Source organism: Pseudoxanthomonas sp. 97-1-1 (assembly GCF_057773125.1).
Genome location: NZ_JBYMTJ010000002.1, coordinates 626,627 through 647,031 on the forward strand (window position 1 = coordinate 626,627; position 20,405 = coordinate 647,031).

A 20,405-nucleotide genomic window follows, 5' to 3' on the forward strand; every position below is an offset into this window, starting at 1 on the left:
GGAGCAGCGCAGCTTGCTCCGCTGCCCTGCTGTTGAGCGGAGATCCGCACGGCGGCCTGCACGGGCCGGGCAAACTCCAGCGCTCTGCGCCGCATCGCGGGTCGGAGTACATTGCCTATGTGACGTATCGTCCCGTCGCCGCCATGCCCGCCGACACCACCCGCATCCCGCTCTGGCCGCTCCCGTTGCTGATCGCGCTGTTGTTCGTGGTCGCCGCACACGCCGCTTACCTGTTGTCGATCCAGGGCGGCCATGTGCCTGCCTGCATGCCCTACACGGAAGGTTGCGTCTCGATCAGTCGTGCGGCTCGGCACGGACTGGGCAATCACCTGTTCCGCCTGATGGTGATCCCCTGCGCGGTGCTGCATGCGCTGGTGTGGTGGCTGTCGGTGCGCTGGTTGCACGGCGGGCGTGCGATGCTGCTGCTGGGTGTCCTGTCCGCGTTCGCACTGGCGGTCTACGCCACCTTCCTTGGCACCGAAGGCGAGACCTACCGTTTCCTGAGGCGCTACGGCGTGGTCGTCTACTTCGGATTCGGCTATCTGGCGCAGTTGGCGCTGATGCGGCGTGCCTCACTCTCGCATGCACTGCCGGCAAGCACGCTCGCAGGAATGTCGTGGATCGCGCTGGCGATGCTGTTGCTCGGTGTGGCGAATGTCGCCGCCGGTTTGTTCGTCGCCGACCCGGCAGCGAAGGACCGGTGGGAGAACGTCTTCGAGTGGTGGCTCGGACTGCTGATGGTCGGCTGGTACGCCATGCTCGCCTGGGGATGGAGACGGCAGGGCGTGTCAGTGGACCTCAAGCCTCATGCTCCCATGTAGGAGCGACGTAAGTCGCGACCGCACGGCACAGCCACCTGTAGCACCTCGGCAAGCACGACACCTTCCTGGCCCTGGCGAGCGGGCTGCGTTCCGATATCAGGACGCCTCATTCTTACGGTCGCGACTCACGTCGCTCCTACACACGCCGGAGATGTCAGCCGCGCACGCGCTGCACGATGCCGGCGGCCTTGGCCGAACTCTCGGTGACCTTGTCCCACTCGCCCTTGTCCAGCCAGCCTTTCGGAACCATCCACGAGCCGCCGATGCAGACCACGTTGGGCTGCGACAGGTAGTCGGCGGCGGTGTCCTCGGTGATGCCGCCGGTGGGACAGATCTTCAGTTCCGACATGGGGCCGGCGAGCCCTTTCAGCATCGCCAGACCGCCCACGGCGGTGGCGGGGAACAGCTTGCACACGCGGAAGCCGCGCGCCATCAGCGACAGCAGTTCGGTCGGCGTGGCGGCGCCGGGCACCACCGGGATGTCCGCGGCGGCCAGCGCTTCCGCCATGTGCGGCGGCGTGCCGGGCGTCACCAGGAAATCCGCGCCTGCCGCGATGGACTGCTCCATCTGTTCGACGGTCAGCACCGTGCCCGCGCCGATCACGATGTCCGGCAGCTCCTGCTTCAGCATCGCCAGCGCTTCCATCGCCACCGGCGTGCGCAGTGTCAGCTCGATCGCGGGCAGGCCGCCTTTCAGCAATGCTTCGGACACCTTGCGCGCTTCATCCAGCGTGTGGACGGTGACGACCGGCAGGATGCCGGCGGCGCGGAGGAGGGATTCGGCTTTCTGCTGGCGGGCTTCGATGGTCATTTATGTCGGCTTGTTGGGTTGAGTCCCTCTCCCATCGGGAGAGGGGTTGGGGAGAGGGCGACGCAGGTCAGGGTAGTGCACCATCACCATGACACCCACCCTCATCCGCCCTTCGGGCACCTTCTCCCGAGGGGAGAAGGGGAAAGCTCATGCATCCTTGGCTTCATGCGGCGCTTCGGCGGCATGCGCGGCGTCGCCCAGTTCGTACTCGGCATCGTATTCCCAGGTGCCGTCGTGGTACGGCAGGCCGCAGGAAATCGACATCGCGCCGCGATCCGCAGGGGTGACCACGTCGCGACTGACCGCGAACAGGTTGCGGCCCATGTCCAGCGCGGCGGGCGAGGTGTTCGGCGCGATCTCGCGCGCCTCCCACTCCGCCGCATCGACCAGGGCTTCCAGCGTGCCGGCTTCCGCATCGAGACGCACGATGTCGCCTTCGCGCAGCTTGGCCAGCGGACCACCGCGGGCGGCTTCCGGGGTCAGGTGGATGGCGGCGGGAATCTTGCCCGAGGCGCCGGACAGGCGGCCGTCGGTCACCAGTGCCACGCGCCGGCCCTGGTTCTGCAGCAGGCCCAGCAGCGGTGCCAGCGAATGCAGTTCCGGCATGCCATTGGCGCGAGGGCCCTGGTAGCGGACCACGGCCACGAAGTCCTGCGGCAACACGCCGGCAGCGTGCAGCTTGTTCAATGCGCGCGGATCATCGACGACCACCGCTGGCGCTTCGATGTAGCGGTACTCCGCCTTCACTGCCGATGTCTTGATCAGCGAACGGCCCAGGTTTCCGCGCAGCAGGCGAAGCCCACCCTGCGGCTCGAACGCACGCGAGACGGGACGCGCGACCTCCTCGTCGGCACTCTCGGCTACGCCGGGTGCGTAGGCCAGCTTGCCGTCCTGCAGGCGCGGTTCATCGCAGAACGCGCGCAGCCCGCCCGGCACGATGGTGGTGATGTCGTGCATCAGGCCGGCATCCAGCAGTTCGCGGAACACGAACTGCGTGCCACCGGCTGCCGCGAAGCGGTTCACATCGGCTTCGCCATTGGGATAGACGCGGGCCAGCAACGGCACGGTCTGCGCGATCAGGTCCATGTCGTCCCAGGTCAGCACGATCCCGGCCGAACGCGCCACCGCGATCCAGTGGATCGTGTGGTTGGTGGAGCCGCCGGTCGCCATCAAGGCCGCCATCGCGTTGACGATGGCGCGCTCGTCGATCAGGCGGCCGATCGGACGGTAGTCGTCGCCCAGCGCGGTGATGGCCAGCGCGCGTTCGGCGGCGGCGCGCGTCAGCACGTCGCGCAGGGGCTGGTCGGGATTGACGAACGAGGTGCCCGGCAACTGCAGGCCCATCGCTTCCAGCAATACCTGGTTGGAGTTGGCGGTGCCGTAGAACGTGCAGGTGCCGGCGGCGTGATAGCTGGCGGCCTCGGCTTCCAGCAGTTCCTCGCGCGAGGCTTCGCCGGCGGCGTAGCGCTCGCGTACCGCCGCTTTTTCCTTGTTGGGGATGCCCGGCGACATCGGGCCGGCCGGCACGAACACCGCCGGCAGATGGCCGAACGCCAGTGCGCCCATCAGCAGGCCGGGCACGATCTTGTCGCACACGCCCAGGTAGAGCGCGGCGTCGAACATGTCGTGGCTGAGCGAAATCGCCGTGGCCTGCGCGATCACGTCGCGCGAGAACAGCGACAGTTCCATGCCGGGGCGACCCTGGGTCACGCCATCGCACATGGCGGGCACGCCGCCGGCGACCTGCGCGGTGGCACCGAGATCGCGCGCCACCTTGCGGATGATCTCCGGGTAGTGCTCGAACGGCTGGTGCGCCGACAGCATGTCGTTGTAGGCGTTGATGATGCCGAGGTTCGGCGTCACGTCGGCGCGCAGCCGGCCCTTGTCGGTGGGCCCGCAGGCGGCAAAGGCATGCGCCAGGTTGCCGCAGCTCAGGCGCGAGCGTTGCGGCCCGTCGCGGTGCGCGGCATCGATGCCGTCGAGATAGGCACGGCGCAGGGGGGCGCTGCGCTGGCGGATGCGTTCGGTGACTTCCTGGATGCGGGGGTGCAGGCTCATGGGCGTAGGGCTAGGCTGCAGAGGGATGCATTCTGCATGGCGTGGCGAGATGAGGCCGTGAGGCGCAGCCTTCCGGCATCTCCAGCGCGTGGAGGGGAAGGGCGGGGAACGACGGCGACGGCATGATGCTTTCTACCGCCTTTGACGCAGGTGCGAAAGCGACCAAAGGCAGACCAGTCCCTGCATCGAAGCATTGCGCGTGTTGCATTGCAGCGCGCATCTGCGCAAAACCTCAGGTGCGCGCGGGTGTCTTGGGGCCGAACAGTTCGACCGCGTACGCCGCCGCACCCAGCAGGCCCGGACGCGGATGCACGTTCGCGAGCGTCGGCACGCGTCCCATCGCGGGCGAGAAGCGTCCCTTGTGCTCGAAGCGCTGGCGGAAGCCGGAATGCTGCAGCGACGCCAACAGTTTCGGTACCAGTCCGCCGGTGAGGAACACGCCATCCCACGCGCCCGTGGTCAGCACGAGATCGCCGGCGATGGCGCCGAACACCGCACAGAACACATCCAGCGTACGCACGCAGCGCGGATCGCCTGCCGCGGCGCGCGCAGTGACATCCTTCGGTTCCAGCGGGCCGCCCGGATCCTCGCCCGCGATCTCGCTGAGCGCGCGATACAGGTTCACCAGGCCGGGGCCGCAGATCAGGCGCTCGTTCGATACCCGGCCGAACTGCGCGGACAGGATCTCCAGGATGCGGATTTCTTCCGGCGTGCCGGGCGGGAAGCTGACGTGCCCGCCTTCTGTTTCCAGCGGATACGCACGGCCGTCGCGGATCACCAGCGCCGCGACGCCCAGGCCCGTGCCGGGCCCGATGACGGCGTAGGTGCGCGGCACCGACAACGGCGCAGGCTGCCACTGCGCGGCGCCGATGGCGACCACGTCGCGTGGCGTCAGCAGTGACACCGCCATCGCCTGCGCGGCGAAGTCGTTGACCAGTTTCAGGCCCTGGAATCCCAGTGCCTGGCGCGTGCGGTTCACCGAGATCACCCACGGATGATTGGTGATGCGGGCTTCATCGCCATCGACGCGCCCGGCAACGGCGAAGACACCGTTCTGCGCCGTGGCGCCGGTTTCATCGAGGTAATGCTGCGCGGCCTCGGCGAGCGAGGGGAAGTCGGCGACCACGAACTCGCGCACGCTGTCGTCCAGCAGCGGAACGGCAGCGGCCGCATCGGCAAGCGCGAAGCGCGCATTGGTGCCGCCGATATCGGCGAGAAGGACGCGCTCGGCGTTGCTCATGCGGCAAACATCCTGTTCGATGCGGGGTGGCTTCCAAAACGGGTCCGCTGCATTCGCCTGGTCGATCCTGTGCTGCCGGAGAAGGGCCACATCGCGTGGGCGGCGCATGATAGCGCGCACCTGCACCGACGGGATGCCGGCATGCAGCTCCATGCGGCATCCGTATACGTATGCGCCATTCCGGAATAGGAGGACGTGCGGTCGGAGGCGCAGGGAGGCGTGACGGACATGGCGTGCGTGGGCAGTGCGACCCGCCCGCGCACACCAGCATGCAGGGGACGGCTTGCGTTGTGAAAACGGTTACATGGCAGAATAGCCGAACTTCCCCGCCTGCGGAAAGGGAAGCCGAACGCATCGCCCGCGAGGGCATGCCTGCCATCGGGAGGGCCCGGTCGCAGCGAATACAACCCATGGGCGTCGCCCGACCGGAGCAATGATGGCCAGTGTCCAACTCGACCGCGTGCGCAAGGTGTACGACAACGGCCAGGTGGCCGTGCACGGGGCCAGTTTCGAGATCGCCGATGGCGAGCTCATGGTGCTGGTCGGCCCGTCCGGCTGCGGCAAGTCCACGCTGCTGCGGATGATCGCCGGCCTGGAGGAGATCTCCGACGGCAACCTGCTGATCGGCGAACGGCGCGTCAACGACGTGGCGCCGAAAGACCGCGATATCGCGATGGTGTTCCAGAGCTACGCGCTGTACCCGCACATGACGGTGGCCGAGAACCTGGCCTTCGGCTTGAAGCTGCGCGGGGCGCCGCGTGCCGAGATCGACCGGCGCGTCAACGCCGCTGCCGAGACCCTGGGCATGACGCACATGCTGGGCAAGCTGCCGCGCGAAATGTCCGGTGGCCAGCGCCAGCGCGTGGCGCTCGGGCGTGCGCTGGTGCGCGAGCCTTCGGTGTTCCTGCTCGATGAGCCGCTGTCGAACCTGGACGCCAAGCTGCGCCATTCGGTGCGTACCGAGATCGGCCGCCTGCATCGCCAGCTGGGCGCGACCATGATCTACGTGACGCACGACCAGGTGGAGGCGATGACCCTGGGCCAGCGCATCGTGGTGCTCAAGGATGGCGAGATCCAGCAGATCGACACACCGATGGCCTTGTACGAACGGCCAGCCAATCTGTTCGTCGCCGGTTTCCTGGGCAGCCCGGCGATGAACGTGCTGCATGGCACGCTCGACCAGGCCGACGGCCTGCATCTGTCACTCGACGACGGGACACGGCTGCCGCTAGGCAACGCACCGGTCGCCGATGCATGGAAAGGACGCCGCGTGGCGATGGGCGTGCGGCCGGAGCACCTGCAGCCGGCAAGCATCGGCAAACCGGCCTTCGAGGCGCAGGTGGAATTGATCGAGCCGGTGGGCAACGAGGTTTTCGTCAACCTTGCGTACGCGGGCCAGGCGCTGGTCGCGCGCGTGCCGCCGCAGCGCCTGCCGGAACCGGGCCAGGCGTTGCGCGTGACCGTCGAAGGGGCTGCGCTGCATTTCTTCGACCCCGACAGCGGGCTGCGCCTGTAAACACTGCGCCCGGGGGCGCTCATGCAAAGACGCTTTGAGAAAGGGAGGCCGCAGCCTCCCTTTTTTCTTCATGCGGCTGGAAGCGCGGCCTCAGCCGCGACTGACCGTGCGGACCGCTTCCGCCACGTAGCCCAGGTTCTGCTGGTTCAGCGCGGCCACGCAGATGCGGCCGGTGCCCACGGCATAGATGCCGAACTCGTCGCGCAGTCGATCCACCTGTGCCTTGCCGAGCCCCGAGTAGGAGAACATGCCGGCCTGCTGCTGGATGAAGGCGAACTCGGGCGCGCCGAGGGCGGCCAGCTTGTCCACCAGTCCGGCGCGCAGGGCATGGATGCGCTCGCGCATGCCGCCCAGCTCGCTTTCCCAGACCGCACGCAGTTCGCTGCTCGCCAGCACGCCGGCCACCAGCGCGGCACCGTGCGTGGATGGACTGGAGTAGATCGTGCGGATGATGCGCTTGACCTGCGACTGCACCGCCTTGGTGGCGTTGGCGTCCGGCCCGACCACCGACAGCGCGCCGACGCGCTCGCCGTACAGTGAGAACGACTTGGAGTACGAATTGGCGACGATGAAGCTGTCGATGCCGGCCTCGGCGACGATGCGTACCGCGGCGCCATCTTCAATGATGCCCTTGTCGAAGCCCTGGTAGGCCATGTCGATGAAGGGGAACAGGCCACGATCCTTCATCAATGCAGCGACCTGCTTCCACTGCTCGACCGTCAGATCGGCGCCGGTGGGGTTGTGGCAGCAGGCGTGCAGCAGGACGACGGTGCCCGGCTTCAGCTGGCCCAGGTCGGCCAGCAGGCCGGTGAAGTCCAGGCCGTGCGTGGCGGCATCGAAGTAGGTGTAGTCGACGATGTCGAAGCCCGCCGCGCCGAACACCGCGCGGTGGTTTTCCCAGCTCGGGTTGCTGATCGCGATGGTGGCGTGCGGCAGCAGCTTCTTCAGCAGGTCCGCGCCCACGCGCAGCGCGCCGCTGCCGCCGACAGTCTGGGTGGTGGCGACGCGGCCGGCGGCCACCAGTACCGAGTCCTTGCCGAACACCAGCTCGCGGGTGGCGGCGTCGTAGGCAGCCAGGCCATCGATCGGCAGATAACCGCGCGGTTTGGCGGCGTCGGCCAGCGCCTGTTCCACCTGGCGGACGCAGTCGAGCAGGGGGATGCGGCCCTGTTCGTCGTAATAGATGCCGACGCCCAGGTTGACCTTCTGGGTGCGGGGATCGGCGTTGTAAGCCTCGGTCAGCCCCAGGATGGGGTCGCCGGGCACCAGTTCGACGGATGCAAAAAGAGACACGGAGTGGGGACCGTTGATGAGTGAGGGAGGAGGGGTGAAGCGGCCTGCGATGCTAACAGGCGCCGGCCTCTCCGTACGCCCGCAGTGGTCGGGAGTACGGCGCCGGAAGGCCCGGGCATCCCATGGCAGGGGCGGCTATACTCATGCGTTGGCACGCCTTCGGGCGGGTCGGATTGTCATACGAATCAACAGGTTGGCAGTCCTAGCTGATCCCACTTCACACTTGCGGCAGCGCGCCGGCCCGGTCCGGTCGCGGTGCCCGGAAGACACCGCCGCATGCGCCTTTCCACCATCAAGCTGTCCGGTTTCAAGTCCTTCGTCGACCCCACGGTGCTGCACCTGCCGACCAACATGACCGGCGTGGTCGGTCCGAACGGCTGTGGCAAGTCGAACATCATCGATGCGGTGCGCTGGGTCATGGGCGAGAGTTCGGCCAGCCGCCTGCGCGGTGATTCGCTGACCGACGTGATCTTCTCCGGCTCGGCGGCGCGCAAGCCCGTCTCGCAGGCCTCGGTCGAACTGATCTTCGACAACAGCGACCACACCATCAGCGGCGAGTTCGCCGCCTTCAACGAAATCTCGGTCCGGCGCCTGGTCAGCCGCGACGGCCAGAGCAACTACTACCTCAACGGCACCAAGTGCCGCCGCCGCGACATCACCGACCTGTTCCTTGGCACCGGCCTGGGCCCGCGCAGCTACTCGATCATCGAGCAGGGCATGATCAGCCAGATCATCGAGGCGCGGCCGGAAGACCTGCGCGTGTATCTGGAAGAGGCGGCCGGCATCTCCAAGTACAAGGAGCGCCGCAAGGAAACCGAGACCCGCATCCGCCATACCCGCGAGAACCTCGACCGACTCAACGACCTGCGCGAGGAAATCGGCAAGCAGCTCGAGCACCTCAAGCGCCAGGCCAAGCAGGCCGAGCAGTACAAGGCGCTGCAGGAAGAGCGCCGGGTGAAGGACGCCGAGTGGAAGGCGCTGGAGTACCGCGGCCTGGACGGCAAGCTGCAGGGCTTGCGCGAGGCGCTGTCGCAGGAAGAAACCAGGCTGCAGCAGCTGATCGCCGAACAGCGCGAAGCCGAGCGCCTGCTCGAGACCGACCGCGTGCGCCGCGAGGAAGCCGCCGACGCCCTCAACAAGGCGCAGGGCGAGGTCTACCAGGTCGGCAGCACGCTGGCCCGCATCGAACAGCAGATCCAGCACCAGCGCGAGCTCGGCGACCGCCTGAAGAAGGCCCGCGACGAAGCCCACAACGCGCTGCAGGAACTCGGCCAGCACATCAGCGGCGACGAGACCCGCCTCAATGTGCTGCGCGAGTCGGTCGCCGATGCCGAACCGCAGCTGGAGCAGTTGCGCGAGGAGGATGTGTTCCGCCAGGACGCGCTGCGCGAAGCCGAGACACGGTTGTCCGACTGGCAGCAGCGCTGGGAAACCCACAGCCGCGAATCGGCGGAAGCCTCGCGTGCCGGCGATGTCGAGCGCACGCGCGTGGACTACCTCGACCGCCAGTCGCTGGAAGCCGAACGCCGTCGCGAGGCGTTGGCCAACGAACGCCTCGGGCTGGACCTGGACGCACTGGCGTCCGCCTTCGAACAACTGCAGCTGCAGCACGACACCCAGAAGGAATCGCTGGACACGCTGGCCGAGCAGGTCGAGGCGCGCAAGCAGGGCGCCGCCGACATGCAGGAACAGCAGCGTGGCACCCAGACCGAACTGTCCGACGTGCGCAAGCGCACGCAGGAAGCGCGTGGCCGCCTGTCCTCACTGGAAACCCTGCAGCACGCCGCGCTGGGCCAGGAACAGGGTGCCGCGATGAGCTGGTTGAAGGCGCGCGGCCTGGACAGCGCTTCGCGCGTCGGCGAGAAGCTGACCGTCGAGCCGGGCTGGGAGAACGCCGTCGAAGGCGCGCTCGGCCAGCTGATCGAAGGCGTGCTGGTCGATGCGCCCGAAGCCCTGGTCGATGCGCTGGGTGAACTGGGCGACGGCCGCATCGCCCTGGTGTCGGACGACCGTGGCGATGTCGCGTTCGCACCGACCTCGCTGGCCGCGAAGGTGCAGGGGCCGGCGGCGATCCGTCGCCTGCTGGCCCGTCTGCACGTGGCCGAGGACCTGGGGGAAGCCCGCCGCCTGCAATCGCAGCTGGGCGAGGGCGATTCCGTCATCACCCGCAATGGCGAACGCCTCGGCGCAGGCTGGGTGCGCGTGCTGCGCTCCGGCGCGGCCAAGCAGGGCGCGTTGCTGCGCGAGCGCGAGATCCAGTCGCTGCGCGGCGAGATTGAAACCCTGCAGGCGCGCGAAGCCGAACTCGAAGAGCGCCTGGCCCACCTGCGCGACCAGCTGCTCGCCGCCGAGCAGCAGCGCGAGGATGCGCAGCGCACGCTCTACATGGCGCATCGCGGTGTCTCCGAACTGGCCGGCCAGCTGCAGAGCCAGCAGGGCAAGGTGGAGGCCACCCGCACCCGCCTGGAACGCATCGACGGCGAGATCGCGCAACTGGTCGAAACGCTGGATGCCAGCCGCGAACAGGCACGCGAAGCCCGCGCCAAGCTCGAGGATGCGGTTACCCGCATGGGCGACCTGGAGTCCGCACGGCAGGCCCTGGAAGGCGAACGCCGCCAGCTGGTCGAGGCCCGCGACCAGGCCCGCGAAGCGGCCCGCAGTTCGCGCGACACCGTGCACGCGCTGGCACTGACGCTGGAGTCGCAGCGCGCCCAGATCGTGTCGCTCAGCCAGGCGCTGGACCGCATGGGCGGGCAGCGCGGGCAGCTCGATTCGCGACTGGAGGAGCTCACCCTGCAGTTGAACGAAGGCGATTCGCCGGTCCAGGAGCTGGAAACCCAGCGCCAGGTCGCGCTGGAACACCGCGTCACCGCCGACCGCCAACTGGCGGAAGCGCGTTCGCTGCTGGAGGGCATCGACAACGAGCTGCGCCAGTACGAGCAGACGCGCCAGCAGCGCGACGAACAGGCACTGGCCCAGCGCGAGCGCATCTCGCAGCGCAAGCTCGACCAGCAGGCACTCGCGCTGAAGGCCGAGCAGCTGTCCGAGGCCGTGGTCGCGGGCGGTTTCGTGCTGGACGACGTCATCAACACGCTGCCCGAGTTCGCCGACCTGCGCGAATGGGAGCAGACCGTCACCCAGATCGACGGTCGCATGCGCCGGCTGGAGCCGGTCAATCTGGCCGCCATCCACGAATACGGCGAAGCCAGCCAGCGTTCGGAGTATCTGGATGCGCAGAACGTCGACCTGACCACCGCGCTGGAAACGCTGGAAGAAGCCATCCGCAAGATCGATCGCGAGACCCGTGGCCGCTTCAAGGACACTTTCGACCGCGTCAATGCCGGCGTGCAGCAGCTGTACCCGCGCCTGTTCGGCGGCGGCCACGCCTATCTGGAACTCACCGGCGAAGACCTGCTCGATACCGGCGTGGCCATCATGGCGCGTCCGCCCGGCAAGCGCGTGTCCAACATCTCGCTGCTGTCCGGCGGCGAGAAGGCGATGACCGCCGTGGCGCTGGTGTTCGCCATCTTCCAGCTCAATCCCGCGCCGTTCTGCCTGCTGGACGAAGTCGATGCGCCGCTCGACGAGGCCAACGTGGGCCGCTTCACCAACATGGTGAAGGAGATGAGCGAGAAGGTGCAGTTCCTGTTCGTGTCGCACAACAAGGCCACGATGGAAGCCGCACACCAGCTCAGTGGCGTTACCATGCGGGAACCCGGTGTCAGCCGGCTGGTGTCGGTGGACCTCGAAGAGGCCGCCCGCCTGGCCGGCGCCGCCTGACCCTGATCGATCCCACCCTGCCGGAGAAACCCCTGTGTCCGACATGGCCATGCTTCGTATCGGAATCGTTGTTGCCGGCGTCCTGCTGGTGGCGGCGATCTTCCTGTTCGGTCGTCCCAAGAAACCCAGCCAGGGTCGCCGGCTGGAACCCGCCGAGCGCGACACCGCGCGCGTCGAGCCCAGTATTGCCGGCGACGACACCAGCGAGCAGGTGCAGGACTACAGCGACGATCGCGTCAGCCAGCCCGAGTTGGGCCTGCCCGGCGGCACCCCGGTGGCGGGCGTCGAAAGCGACCTGGGCAAGCGGCCCAGCCAGGATTTCGACAAGATCGTCTCGTTGTATGTCGCGGCGAAGGCTGGCCACGTGCTGCGCGGCGAGGACATCGTGGTCGCGGCCGAGAAGACCGGCCTGACCTTCGGCCACATGAACGTGTTCCACCGTCTCGTGGAAGGACACCCCGAGCGCGGCCCGGTCTTCAGCATGGCCAACATCATGCAGCCCGGCAGTTTCGACATGGCCAACATCCGCACGCTGGAAACCCCGGCCATCGCGTTCTTCCTGACCCTGCCGGCACCGATGACCGCACTGGAAGCGTGGGAGAAGCTGCTGCCCAACGTCGAACGCATGGCCGAACTGCTCGGCGGCGTGGTCCTCGACGACAGCCGCAACACCCTCGGCCGCCAGCGCATCCAGCACATTCGCGAAGAACTGCGCGCGTACGACCGGCAGCATGAGGCGCCGCCGTTGACTAAGGCGCCGCGGTGGTGACAAGCCTTCCCCGACACTGATGCCGTGTCCATCTGACGCTCAGTTGGATGTGTATGTCGGACTCGCTCGCACGACCTTGTATCGCAAGCTTGGCAAGCCTGATTGGACCAATCCGTGGAACTTGCGGGACTGGTACAAGCTTACACATCCCATTTCAAAGAACTGGCGGGGCGGCGGCTACTGCTCCATTGGATTCCTATTGAATGACAAAGATGTGGTTGAGGACGTGTCTGTCTCAATTGCGATGTAGCGCACAGGTTGGTGCGAGCGTAGCGAAGGCCATTGCGCGAGCCGATCCGGGTTCTGCAAGCCTGTAGGATGAGTTGAGCCGAAGGCGAAACCCATCGCTCATAGACCATAAGCCAGCTCGCGCGCCGAAGGTGACCATGAAGCTACATGCCACGCTGACATCCGCTCTTCTCTCGCTTGTCGCTGCTATCACGGGGGCTTCGGAAGCCCACCGTGACCCCTCGTTCACGCCGGCGCAGGGATGGATCCTGGTTCGACATGGATCACTTGAGGCTGTGCGGGCGGCCATCGTCGATTACGACGGACTCGCGCGCGAGGTTCGCCCCGGGAATTTCCGAGTGGAACTTCATCCGCAGCGAGACGGTGGCGTGGCGATCCTGCTGCCGGACGGACTGCCTGCTTACGACATGGCCAACCTTGCGGGTTGGCTTGATGCGCCGCCAGGGCGGGAGGAAGAGGTCCACCGCGCCACCGCCTGGATCGTGTCGCCGAGCAGCGGAGTCAAGTTCAGCCTTGTTCCGGAGGCCGCGAACAAATGGGGCGATACAATGCTGGGCGCATCCAGTGAAGGCGTCTCGATACGCGTGGCCCAGCCCGAAGGTCGCGTGTCTGTCATCGCGCAGCATGTCGCCTATCAAGCGGAGCCTGACATCGACGTCATGCCCGATCCGGTTCGGATGGAAGTGACGCTCGACACGAACACGGGATTCGGGAATCCAGGCTTCATCATCGATAACTAGCACGTAGGATGGGTTGAGCGAAGCGATACCCATCGCTTGCCGCCGAAAGATCCTGATGGGTATCGCCTCCGGCTCAACCCATCCTACGATGACTTCAGATGACGTTGTCCCGGTCTACTGGAGTGCTCACGATGTCCGCTCACCGCATCTTCACCACCTCCTTCGCCAGCGTTTACCCGCTGTACGTGCAGAAAGCCGAGCGCAAAGGACGGACGCAGGTGGAAGTCGACGAGATCATCCGCTGGCTGACCGGCTACGACGCGGCCGGGCTGCAGCGGCAGATCCGCGACAAGGTCGATTTCGACACGTTCTTCGCTCAGGCGCCGGCGCTCCATCCCAACGCCTCGTTGATCACCGGCGTGGTCTGCGGCGTGCGCGTGGAAGACGTCGAAGACCCGCTGATGCAGAAGATCCGCTACCTCGACAAGCTGGTCGACGAACTGGCGAAGGGGAAGGCGATGGAGAAGATCCTGCGATGAGCGGACCCGGAGTCCATGCGTAGGCTTCGCGCTCGCCGGACACGGCGATGATCCGGGTGGCAGGCCATGATCGTTGCCTTACCATCTCCTCCCATGGACAGAGACCTCCACACGCCCGCTGCCGCAGGCATCATCCGCCGAGGCGACATTTTCTGGGTGACTGCCGACGAATCCCGTGGCTCGGTCCCCGGCGTGCCGCATCCGCATGTCGTCGTGCAGGACGACGTGTTCAACCAATCCCGGATCGGCACGGTCGTGGTCTGCGCGCTCAGCTCCAACCTCAATCGCATTTCGGAACCCGGCGTGGTGCTGCTGGATGCCGGCGAAGGCGGGCTCGCCAAACAGAGCGTGGTGATCGCGTCGCAGATATCCTCCCTCTACAGGCACCGCCTGCAGGACCACATCGGCCGCCTGAGCGACGCGCGTGTCGACCAGGTAATCGCCGCGCTCCGGTTCCTGCAGGTGTCCTATCACCGCTGACCACCATGCCCCGCCACGTCCTCTTCATCTGCACCCAGAACCGCCTGCGCAGCCCCACGGCGGAGTAGGTGTTCGCCGACTGGCCGGGAATCGAGACGGCCTCGGCGGGACTGGGTCATGAAGCCGAGGTGCCGGTGTCGCCCGAGCTGCTGGCATGGGCGGACCTGGTCTTCGTGATGGAGAAGGTCCACCGGGCCCGCCTGTCAGCGAAGTTCGCCCGCCACCTCGGCGGCAAGCGCGTGGTCTGCCTGGACATTCCAGACAACTACGACTTCATGGATCCGGCACTCATCCAGCGGTTGAAGGAGAAGGTGGTGCGGTTCCTGCCCACCGGAGCGGCGCACCCGGGTTGAGCTTCCCCGTGTTGCGCGTGTGCAGTACCTTGCGCTGGGTCGCCCCTTGCAGGATCCACCATGCCATTGCCCGTCAAGATCGGCTTGTTCCTCGCGCTGTGTGGCGCATTGTGGCTGTTCATCCGGTGGCGTTCGCCGCGTCCCGAGTTTCCGCCGTTGCAGACGGACCCGGACGATCCCCTGCTGCTGGCTGCGATGGAGCGCGCCACCGCCACCCTGGAGGCATTCCGCTCGCACCTGGCCGGGCCGCGCGAGAGCGCCCTGGTCAAGCTGCGCTTCGTCAGCAGTTCCGGGCAGGTTGAGCACCTGTGGGCAGAGGTCGTTGAAGTGCTCAGGCCAGGCGAACTGGGCGTGCGCCTGGTCACGCCGCCCGTGACCCACACCGGCACGCTGGACCGCCTGCATCGCTGCGCCTTCGAGGACATCGAGGACTGGCAGGTGCGGGACAGCGCCGGAAAGATCCATGGCGGCTTCACCCAGCGTGCGATGTTCGCGATTGCGCGACGCGACGGCATCGCATTGCCCGAGCAGCTCAGGGCGCACGAAGCCGAGTACGCCGACACCTGATCACGCGGCCCGGCGTACACGCAGCACAAACGAATCCTCTGCTTGAGACACCAGGATATGCCCACGCTCGACCTCTGCGTCACCGATGTCCGCCCCTTCATCGGTGCGAAGGACTTCGACATCTCCCGTGCCTTCTACGAAGCCCTCGGCTGGACGACGGACTACCTCGACGACCAGCTTGCCCTGATGACGAACGGCGCGCACCGCTTCTACCTGCAGCGCTACTACCAGAAGGACTGGCTGGAGAACACGATGCTGCACCTCACCGTGGCCGATGCCGCGGCCTGCCACGCGCAGATCGCCGCGGTGCTGGCGAGTGGGGCGTACGGCGATGCCCGCGTGGCGCCCCCGAAGCATGAGGACTACGGCGCCCGGGTGACCTATGTCTGGGACCCGGCGGGCGTGCTGCTGCATCTTGCGGAATGGAGGGGTTGACGATGAGCCGCTACGCACTCGCACTCGGGGTCGCGCTGTTGGCATGGTCTGGCATTGCGGCGGGGCAGCAGGTGTCGGGATCGGTCGACACGGAGGCCTACGTTCGTGCACGGTTGATCCTGGTCGAGCGACAGCCGCCTTGCGGCTTCATCTATGCAGGCTCACGCGCGCTTTATATGGTCCAGGAAGGGCCGGATGAGCTACAGGGTGAACCGTTGGAGGTCATTGTCGGCTGCATCGAGATGCCAATGACCGAGTGGGACGGCATGGGAGATTTGGAAACGTTCGTTCCCGGTGATACCCATTACCTACGCATCAGCCGTGACAACCTCCGCGGGGTAGGGTTGTTTGACGACAAGGGCGGACGCGCATGGCATATGCTTGCCGCATCGCTCACGCCTCTGGTGGCCATGGAGGTCTCTCCAAAGCCCTGAGCGGATTTGGTCGTCTAGCTTGAGCCCCGTCAGGACAGCACACTCCATGTCGTCACGCCCCCTGCAGACCCACACTGGCCGCTGCCACTGCGGCGCCATCCGCTTCGAGATCGACACCGACTTCCCCGAGCTGACGCAGTGCGATTGTTCGATCTGCCGCAAGAAGAACGCGCTGATGGTGAAGGTGCACGAGAGCGCCTTCCGCCTGCTGGCCGGGACGGAGGCACTGGCCGAATACCAGTTCCACACCCACACCGCGCGCCACCACTTCTGCAAGGTGTGCGGCATCTATCCGTTCCACCGCAAGCGCGTCACCCCGGATTACTACGGCGTCAACGTGTTCTGCCTGGAAGGCTTCGATCCGGCGGGCATCCCGGTGCGGATGACGGTCGGGGCGGGCATGCCGTGACCAACGGAGTGGTGCTCAGCCGCCGGGACAGCTGTCACATTGGAGGCCGGGGATCGGGCTCGGAGCCCCATCGATGGCCCTCCGAGCGTTGCGTGCAAGGCTCGGATTCCCAACGGTGGGGCACGGAAGGCCATCGGATGGCTTTCGGAGAGCCATCGATCGCACTCAAAGACCCATCGATCGCTTTCTGAAACCCATCGACGGAGCACCCGAGCCCCAGCGATCACATTCCGGGAGCCATCGATGGCTTTCCGGATCCCATCGATGGCTCCCGGACACCCATCGATGGCTTTCAACGGGCGATCGATGGGGCTCTGAATGCCATCGATGGGGCAGGTGAGCCTTGCGCCTGGGATTCGGAGCCTTGCGGATGGGGCGTCGAGGGCGATGGGCTGCTGGCGGCCGCCACGACGCGACGAGATGGAGGGCAGGGGGCGGCCCTCAAGGCGCCGCCACTGCACCTCCCGTCACGGCGCCCGGCCTTAGAATTCACGTATGACGACCCCTGCCGCCCGCATCGCCGACCTCCGCCGCCAGCTGGAGGACGCCAACCACCGCTACCACGTGCTCGACGAGCCCAACATCCCGGACGCCGAGTACGACCGCCTGCTGCGCGAACTGGATGAACTGGAAACTGCCCACCCCGAGCTGGTCACCGCCGATTCGCCCACCCAGCGCGTGGGCAACGCCCCGGCCGGCAGGTTCGCCGAGGTGCGCCACGCCATCCCCATGCTGTCGCTGGGCAACGCCTTCAGCGACGAAGAGGTGGAGGACTTCGTCCGCCGCATCGCCGAGCGGTTGAAGCGCCCCACGCTGCTGTTCTCCGCCGAGCCCAAGCTGGACGGGCTGGCCATCAGCCTGCGCTACGAAGGCGGTGCGTTCGTGCAGGGCGCCACGCGGGGCGATGGCGCCACCGGCGAGGACGTCACCCTCAACCTGCGCACAGTCAAGGCCATTCCGCTCAGGCTGCGGGGGAAGGGCTGGCCGGATGTGCTGGAAGTGCGCGGCGAGGTGTACATGCCGCGCGCGGATTTCGAGAAGTACAACGAACACGCCCGCCTGCACGGCGGCAAGGTGCTGGCCAATCCCCGCAACGGCGCCGCCGGTTCGCTGCGCCAGCTGGACCCGCGCATCACCGCGCAGCGGCCGCTGGCGTTCTTCGCCTACGGCACCGGCCTGGTGGAAGGCGGCGAACTGCCGGATTCGCATTCGGCCACGCTGAAGCAGCTGCGCGCGTGGGGCTTCCCGGTCAGCAGCCTCAGCGAGACGGTGGAAGGCGTGGACGGGCTGCTTGACTACTACCGCCGCATCGGCGAACGCCGCGACGCATTGCCGTTCGACATCGACGGCGTGGTCTACAAGCTGGACGACGGCGAAGGGCAGCGCACGATGGGGTTCGTCTCGCGTGCGCCGCGCTGGGCCATCGCGCACAAGTTCCCGGCGCAGGAACAGATGACCGTGCTGGATTCCATCGAGGTCAACGTGGGCCGCACCGGCGCGGTGACGCCGTGGGCGCTGATGCAGCCGGTGCACGTGGGCGGCGTGACGGTGACGCGCGCCACGCTGCACAACGCCGACCAGGTGGCGCGCCTGGACGTGCGCAACGGCGACACCGTGATCATCCGCCGCGCCGGCGATGTCATCCCCGAAGTGGTGGGTGTGGTGCTGGAACGCCGCCCCGCCGGCACGCAGCCATGGCAGATGCCGACGGCGTGCCCGGTCTGCGGCTCGGAGATCGTGCGCGAGGAAGGCGCGGCGGTGTGGCGCTGCAGCGGCGAGTTGACCTGCCCGGCGCAGCGCAAGGAGACGATCATCCATTTCGCCTCGCGCCGCGCGATGGACATCGAAGGCCTGGGCGAGCGGTTCGTCGAAGACCTGAGCGACCTCGGCATCGTGCAGCGCATCGCCGACCTGTACACGCTGACCGTGGACGACCTGCTGGAGATGAAGCGGCGCGTGGACGAGCGCGATGGCACCACGCCTGAGACCGTCAAGTCCGGCAAGGTCGCGACGAAGTGGGCCGAAAACCTGATCGAGGCCATCGACCGCAGCCGGCACACCACGCTGGAACGCTTCCTGTTCGGACTGGGCATCCAGCATGTGGGCGAGAGCACGGCCAAGGCGCTGGCGCAGTGGTTCGGCGACCTGCAGCTGATCCGCCGCCTGCCGTGGCCGCTGTTCAAGCAGGTGCCGGACATCGGCGGCGAGGTGGCGCGTTCGCTGGGCCATTTCCTCGACCAGCCCGGCAACCAGCAGGCCATCGACGATCTGCTGGCGCGCGGCGTGGTGATCGGCGACACGCACCCGCCCTCGGGCAAGCTGCGCGCCGGCCTGGAACTGGCCACGCTGCTGGTGGATCTGGAAATTCCCAAGGTCACCCGCGTGCGTGCCGAACAGCTGGCTTCGGCGTTCCCGTCGGCGCAGGCGCTGCTGGATGCGCCGGTGCACAACTTCGTCACTGCCGGCCTGCCGAGCGATTCGGCCAATGCCTTCGCCGCGTGGCTGGAAGAGGACGCCAACGCGCAGCTGCTGACGCGCAGTGGCGCGGCGCTGGAGGAACTGCTGCAGGTCACGCCGGAAGACGTCGCCCTCTCCGCCGGTCCGCTGGATGGCAAGACCGTGGTGCTCACCGGCGGACTGGCCGCGATGAGTCGCGACGAAGCCGGTGAGAAGCTGGAAGCCCTCGGCGCCAAGATCGCCGGCAGCGTGTCGAAGAAGACCCACCTGGTGGTGGCCGGCGAAGCCGCCGGGTCCAAGCTGGCCAAGGCGCAGGAACTGGGCATCGAGATCTGGGACGAAGCCCAGCTGCTGGCGTTCCTGGAGCAGCATGCATGAGGTGCTGCCCGCCCCCCTGTAGGAGCGACGTAAGTCGCGACCGCACGCCGACAGTGCCATGGACCTTCAACAGAAACGCGGTGAGGACGCTGCACGGGAGGCGAGGTCTTCCGGTCGCGACTTACGTCGCTCCTACAAGGTGCATGCGATGAACTGGCAACCTTCCGCGTCGATGGACGCGCTGCGCCGGCGTGCGTCGCTCAACCGCCTCGTCCGCGAGTTCTTCCATGCGCGCCATGTGCTGGAGGTCGAGACGCCGATGATGTCGCGGGCCGGCAACACCGACCCGAACATCGCTTCGTTCGCGCTTGAATTCTCCGGGCGGATCGAGGGTGGGTCGCGTACGCGCTGGCTGCGGACCTCGCCCGAGTTTCCATTGAAGCGCCTGCTGGCGGCCGGCGTGGGCGACTGCTACGAGCTGGGCCGCGTGTTCCGCGACGGCGAAGCGGGCGGGCGGCACAACCCTGAATTCACCATGCTGGAGTGGTACCGCGTGGGCTGGACGCTGGCGCCGTTGATCGATGAAACCGTCGCGCTGGTGCAGTCGGCGCTGGCACTGGTCGGCCGCACGGCCACGGCATCGCACATCGGTTTCCGCAACCTGTACCTGCAACGGCTGGGATTCGACCCGATGACCGCCGACCTGGACACGGTGCGCAATGCGGCCAGCGGCATCGCCATCGACGGCGAGGGCCTGACCCGCGACGACTGGCTGGACCTGCTGATGACGCACCGGATCCAGCCGAACTTCCCGCGCGACCAGTTGCTGGCCGTGTACGACTACCCGGCCTCGCAGTGCGCGCTGGCGCGCATCCGCCACGACGCCGTGCCGGTGGCGGAGCGTTTCGAGCTTTACCTGGGCCCTCTGGAACTGGCCAACGGTTACCACGAACTGGCCGACGGCGCCGAACAGGCACAGCGCTTCCAGCGCGACGTGGCCACGCGTGCCGCACGCGGCGTGCCGTCGCCGGCGATCGACGCGCACCTGCTGGCGGCGTTGTCCCATGGCTTTCCCGATTGCTCGGGCGTGGCGCTGGGCGTGGACCGGTTGTTGATGGCCCTGCAGGACACCCCGCGCATCGCCGATGTGCTGGCGTTCGATTTCGCGCGCGCCTGAAAGCCAGCCAAACACGTCA

The 20,405-nt window shown here is 67.2% G+C and carries 17 protein-coding genes and 2 pseudogenes; 15 read left to right on the forward strand and 4 right to left on the reverse strand.

All coding sequences use genetic code 11. The features are described from left to right. Positions 1-119: 119 nt before the first annotated feature. Positions 120-821: a hypothetical protein gene (locus tag AC3DET_RS10185; protein WP_488391518.1), complete on the forward strand. Its 702-nt coding sequence runs from the start codon at positions 120-122 to the stop codon at positions 819-821. A gap of 154 nt (positions 822-975) precedes the next feature. Here the strand turns inward: AC3DET_RS10185 and AC3DET_RS10190 are convergent, their stop codons facing one another. The 3 genes from AC3DET_RS10190 to glk form a co-directional block, all read right to left on the reverse strand. Beyond that, on the reverse strand, positions 976-1,632 hold the full coding sequence (locus tag AC3DET_RS10190) for a bifunctional 4-hydroxy-2-oxoglutarate aldolase/2-dehydro-3-deoxy-phosphogluconate aldolase (protein ID WP_488391519.1): 657 nt from the start codon (positions 1,630-1,632) through the stop codon (positions 976-978). Between the two features lie 147 nt (positions 1,633-1,779). After that, positions 1,780-3,690: a phosphogluconate dehydratase gene (gene edd / locus AC3DET_RS10195; protein WP_488391520.1), complete on the reverse strand. Its 1,911-nt coding sequence runs from the start codon at positions 3,688-3,690 to the stop codon at positions 1,780-1,782. Between the two features lie 232 nt (positions 3,691-3,922). Further along, a complete protein-coding gene (glk, locus tag AC3DET_RS10200; RefSeq protein ID WP_192202731.1) occupies positions 3,923-4,930 on the reverse strand; it encodes a glucokinase in 1,008 nt (335 codons plus the stop codon). A gap of 436 nt (positions 4,931-5,366) precedes the next feature. Here glk and AC3DET_RS10205 point away from each other — a divergent pair, with 436 nt between their 5' ends. Continuing rightward, entirely contained in the window at positions 5,367-6,446 is a 1,080-nt protein-coding gene (locus tag AC3DET_RS10205) for an ABC transporter ATP-binding protein (protein ID WP_446539451.1), read from the forward strand. Positions 6,447-6,536: 90 nt separating this feature from the next. Here the strand turns inward: AC3DET_RS10205 and AC3DET_RS10210 are convergent, their stop codons facing one another. Continuing rightward, entirely contained in the window at positions 6,537-7,739 is a 1,203-nt protein-coding gene (locus tag AC3DET_RS10210) for an amino acid aminotransferase (protein ID WP_488391521.1), read from the reverse strand. Between the two features lie 276 nt (positions 7,740-8,015). Between AC3DET_RS10210 and smc the strand changes: the two genes are divergently transcribed. From smc to epmA, 13 genes and pseudogenes are all read left to right on the forward strand, one after another. Further along, the gene (smc, locus tag AC3DET_RS10215; RefSeq protein WP_488391522.1) at positions 8,016-11,519 is read left to right on the forward strand and encodes a chromosome segregation protein SMC; all 3,504 of its coding nucleotides are present in this window, start codon (positions 8,016-8,018) and stop codon (positions 11,517-11,519) included. Between the two features lie 34 nt (positions 11,520-11,553). Then, on the forward strand, positions 11,554-12,288 hold the full coding sequence (zipA, locus tag AC3DET_RS10220) for a cell division protein ZipA (RefSeq protein ID WP_337732165.1): 735 nt from the start codon (positions 11,554-11,556) through the stop codon (positions 12,286-12,288). 386 nt (positions 12,289-12,674) lie between these two features. Next, a complete protein-coding gene (locus AC3DET_RS10225; RefSeq protein WP_488391523.1) occupies positions 12,675-13,277 on the forward strand; it encodes a hypothetical protein in 603 nt (200 codons plus the stop codon). Between the two features lie 131 nt (positions 13,278-13,408). Next, the gene (locus tag AC3DET_RS10230) at positions 13,409-13,756 is read left to right on the forward strand and encodes a DUF2200 domain-containing protein (protein WP_488391524.1); all 348 of its coding nucleotides are present in this window, start codon (positions 13,409-13,411) and stop codon (positions 13,754-13,756) included. A gap of 93 nt (positions 13,757-13,849) precedes the next feature. Then, on the forward strand, positions 13,850-14,236 hold the full coding sequence (locus tag AC3DET_RS10235; protein WP_488391525.1) for a type II toxin-antitoxin system PemK/MazF family toxin: 387 nt from the start codon (positions 13,850-13,852) through the stop codon (positions 14,234-14,236). Positions 14,237-14,304: 68 nt separating this feature from the next. Next, positions 14,305-14,589, forward strand: coding sequence for a low molecular weight protein tyrosine phosphatase family protein (locus tag AC3DET_RS10240; RefSeq protein ID WP_488391526.1), 285 nt, complete (start codon positions 14,305-14,307; stop codon positions 14,587-14,589). Between the two features lie 60 nt (positions 14,590-14,649). Further along, the gene (locus tag AC3DET_RS10245; RefSeq protein ID WP_488391527.1) at positions 14,650-15,156 is read left to right on the forward strand and encodes a DUF2314 domain-containing protein; all 507 of its coding nucleotides are present in this window, start codon (positions 14,650-14,652) and stop codon (positions 15,154-15,156) included. A 57-nt stretch (positions 15,157-15,213) separates the two neighbouring features. Further along, positions 15,214-15,591 (forward strand): VOC family protein, encoded by a 378-nt coding sequence (locus tag AC3DET_RS10250; RefSeq protein WP_337732159.1) that lies wholly within the window; start codon positions 15,214-15,216, stop codon positions 15,589-15,591. A gap of 2 nt (positions 15,592-15,593) precedes the next feature. Then, complete coding sequence (locus AC3DET_RS10255) at positions 15,594-16,025, forward strand: hypothetical protein (protein WP_337732158.1); 432 nt, start codon at positions 15,594-15,596, stop codon at positions 16,023-16,025. Between the two features lie 46 nt (positions 16,026-16,071). Then, positions 16,072-16,434: a GFA family protein gene (locus tag AC3DET_RS10260; RefSeq protein WP_488391528.1), complete on the forward strand. Its 363-nt coding sequence runs from the start codon at positions 16,072-16,074 to the stop codon at positions 16,432-16,434. A 495-nt stretch (positions 16,435-16,929) separates the two neighbouring features. Next, positions 16,930-18,847 (forward strand): annotated as a pseudogene (ligA, locus tag AC3DET_RS10265) (NAD-dependent DNA ligase LigA); the annotation flags it as partial. A gap of 173 nt (positions 18,848-19,020) precedes the next feature. Next, positions 19,021-19,269, forward strand: a pseudogene (locus tag AC3DET_RS10270) (BRCT domain-containing protein); the annotation flags it as partial. 148 nt (positions 19,270-19,417) lie between these two features. After that, a complete protein-coding gene (gene epmA, locus AC3DET_RS10275; protein ID WP_488391529.1) occupies positions 19,418-20,386 on the forward strand; it encodes an EF-P lysine aminoacylase EpmA in 969 nt (322 codons plus the stop codon). Positions 20,387-20,405: the final 19 nt, after the last annotated feature.

Coding starts and splice junctions, on each gene's coding strand:
- AC3DET_RS10260 (WP_488391528.1), top strand. CDS start 16,072: ATGTCGTCACGCCCCCTGCAGACCCACACTGGCCGCTGCCACTGCGGC.
- AC3DET_RS10250 (WP_337732159.1), top strand. CDS start 15,214: ATGCCCACGCTCGACCTCTGCGTCACCGATGTCCGCCCCTTCATCGGT.
- edd (WP_488391520.1), bottom strand. CDS start 3,690: ATGAGCCTGCACCCCCGCATCCAGGAAGTCACCGAACGCATCCGCCAG.
- AC3DET_RS10255 (WP_337732158.1), top strand. CDS start 15,594: ATGAGCCGCTACGCACTCGCACTCGGGGTCGCGCTGTTGGCATGGTCT.
- glk (WP_192202731.1), bottom strand. CDS start 4,930: ATGAGCAACGCCGAGCGCGTCCTTCTCGCCGATATCGGCGGCACCAAT.
- AC3DET_RS10230 (WP_488391524.1), top strand. CDS start 13,409: ATGTCCGCTCACCGCATCTTCACCACCTCCTTCGCCAGCGTTTACCCG.
- smc (WP_488391522.1), top strand. CDS start 8,016: ATGCGCCTTTCCACCATCAAGCTGTCCGGTTTCAAGTCCTTCGTCGAC.
- AC3DET_RS10225 (WP_488391523.1), top strand. CDS start 12,675: ATGAAGCTACATGCCACGCTGACATCCGCTCTTCTCTCGCTTGTCGCT.
- AC3DET_RS10190 (WP_488391519.1), bottom strand. CDS start 1,632: ATGACCATCGAAGCCCGCCAGCAGAAAGCCGAATCCCTCCTCCGCGCC.
- epmA (WP_488391529.1), top strand. CDS start 19,418: ATGAACTGGCAACCTTCCGCGTCGATGGACGCGCTGCGCCGGCGTGCG.
- AC3DET_RS10235 (WP_488391525.1), top strand. CDS start 13,850: ATGGACAGAGACCTCCACACGCCCGCTGCCGCAGGCATCATCCGCCGA.
- AC3DET_RS10245 (WP_488391527.1), top strand. CDS start 14,650: ATGCCATTGCCCGTCAAGATCGGCTTGTTCCTCGCGCTGTGTGGCGCA.
- AC3DET_RS10205 (WP_446539451.1), top strand. CDS start 5,367: ATGGCCAGTGTCCAACTCGACCGCGTGCGCAAGGTGTACGACAACGGC.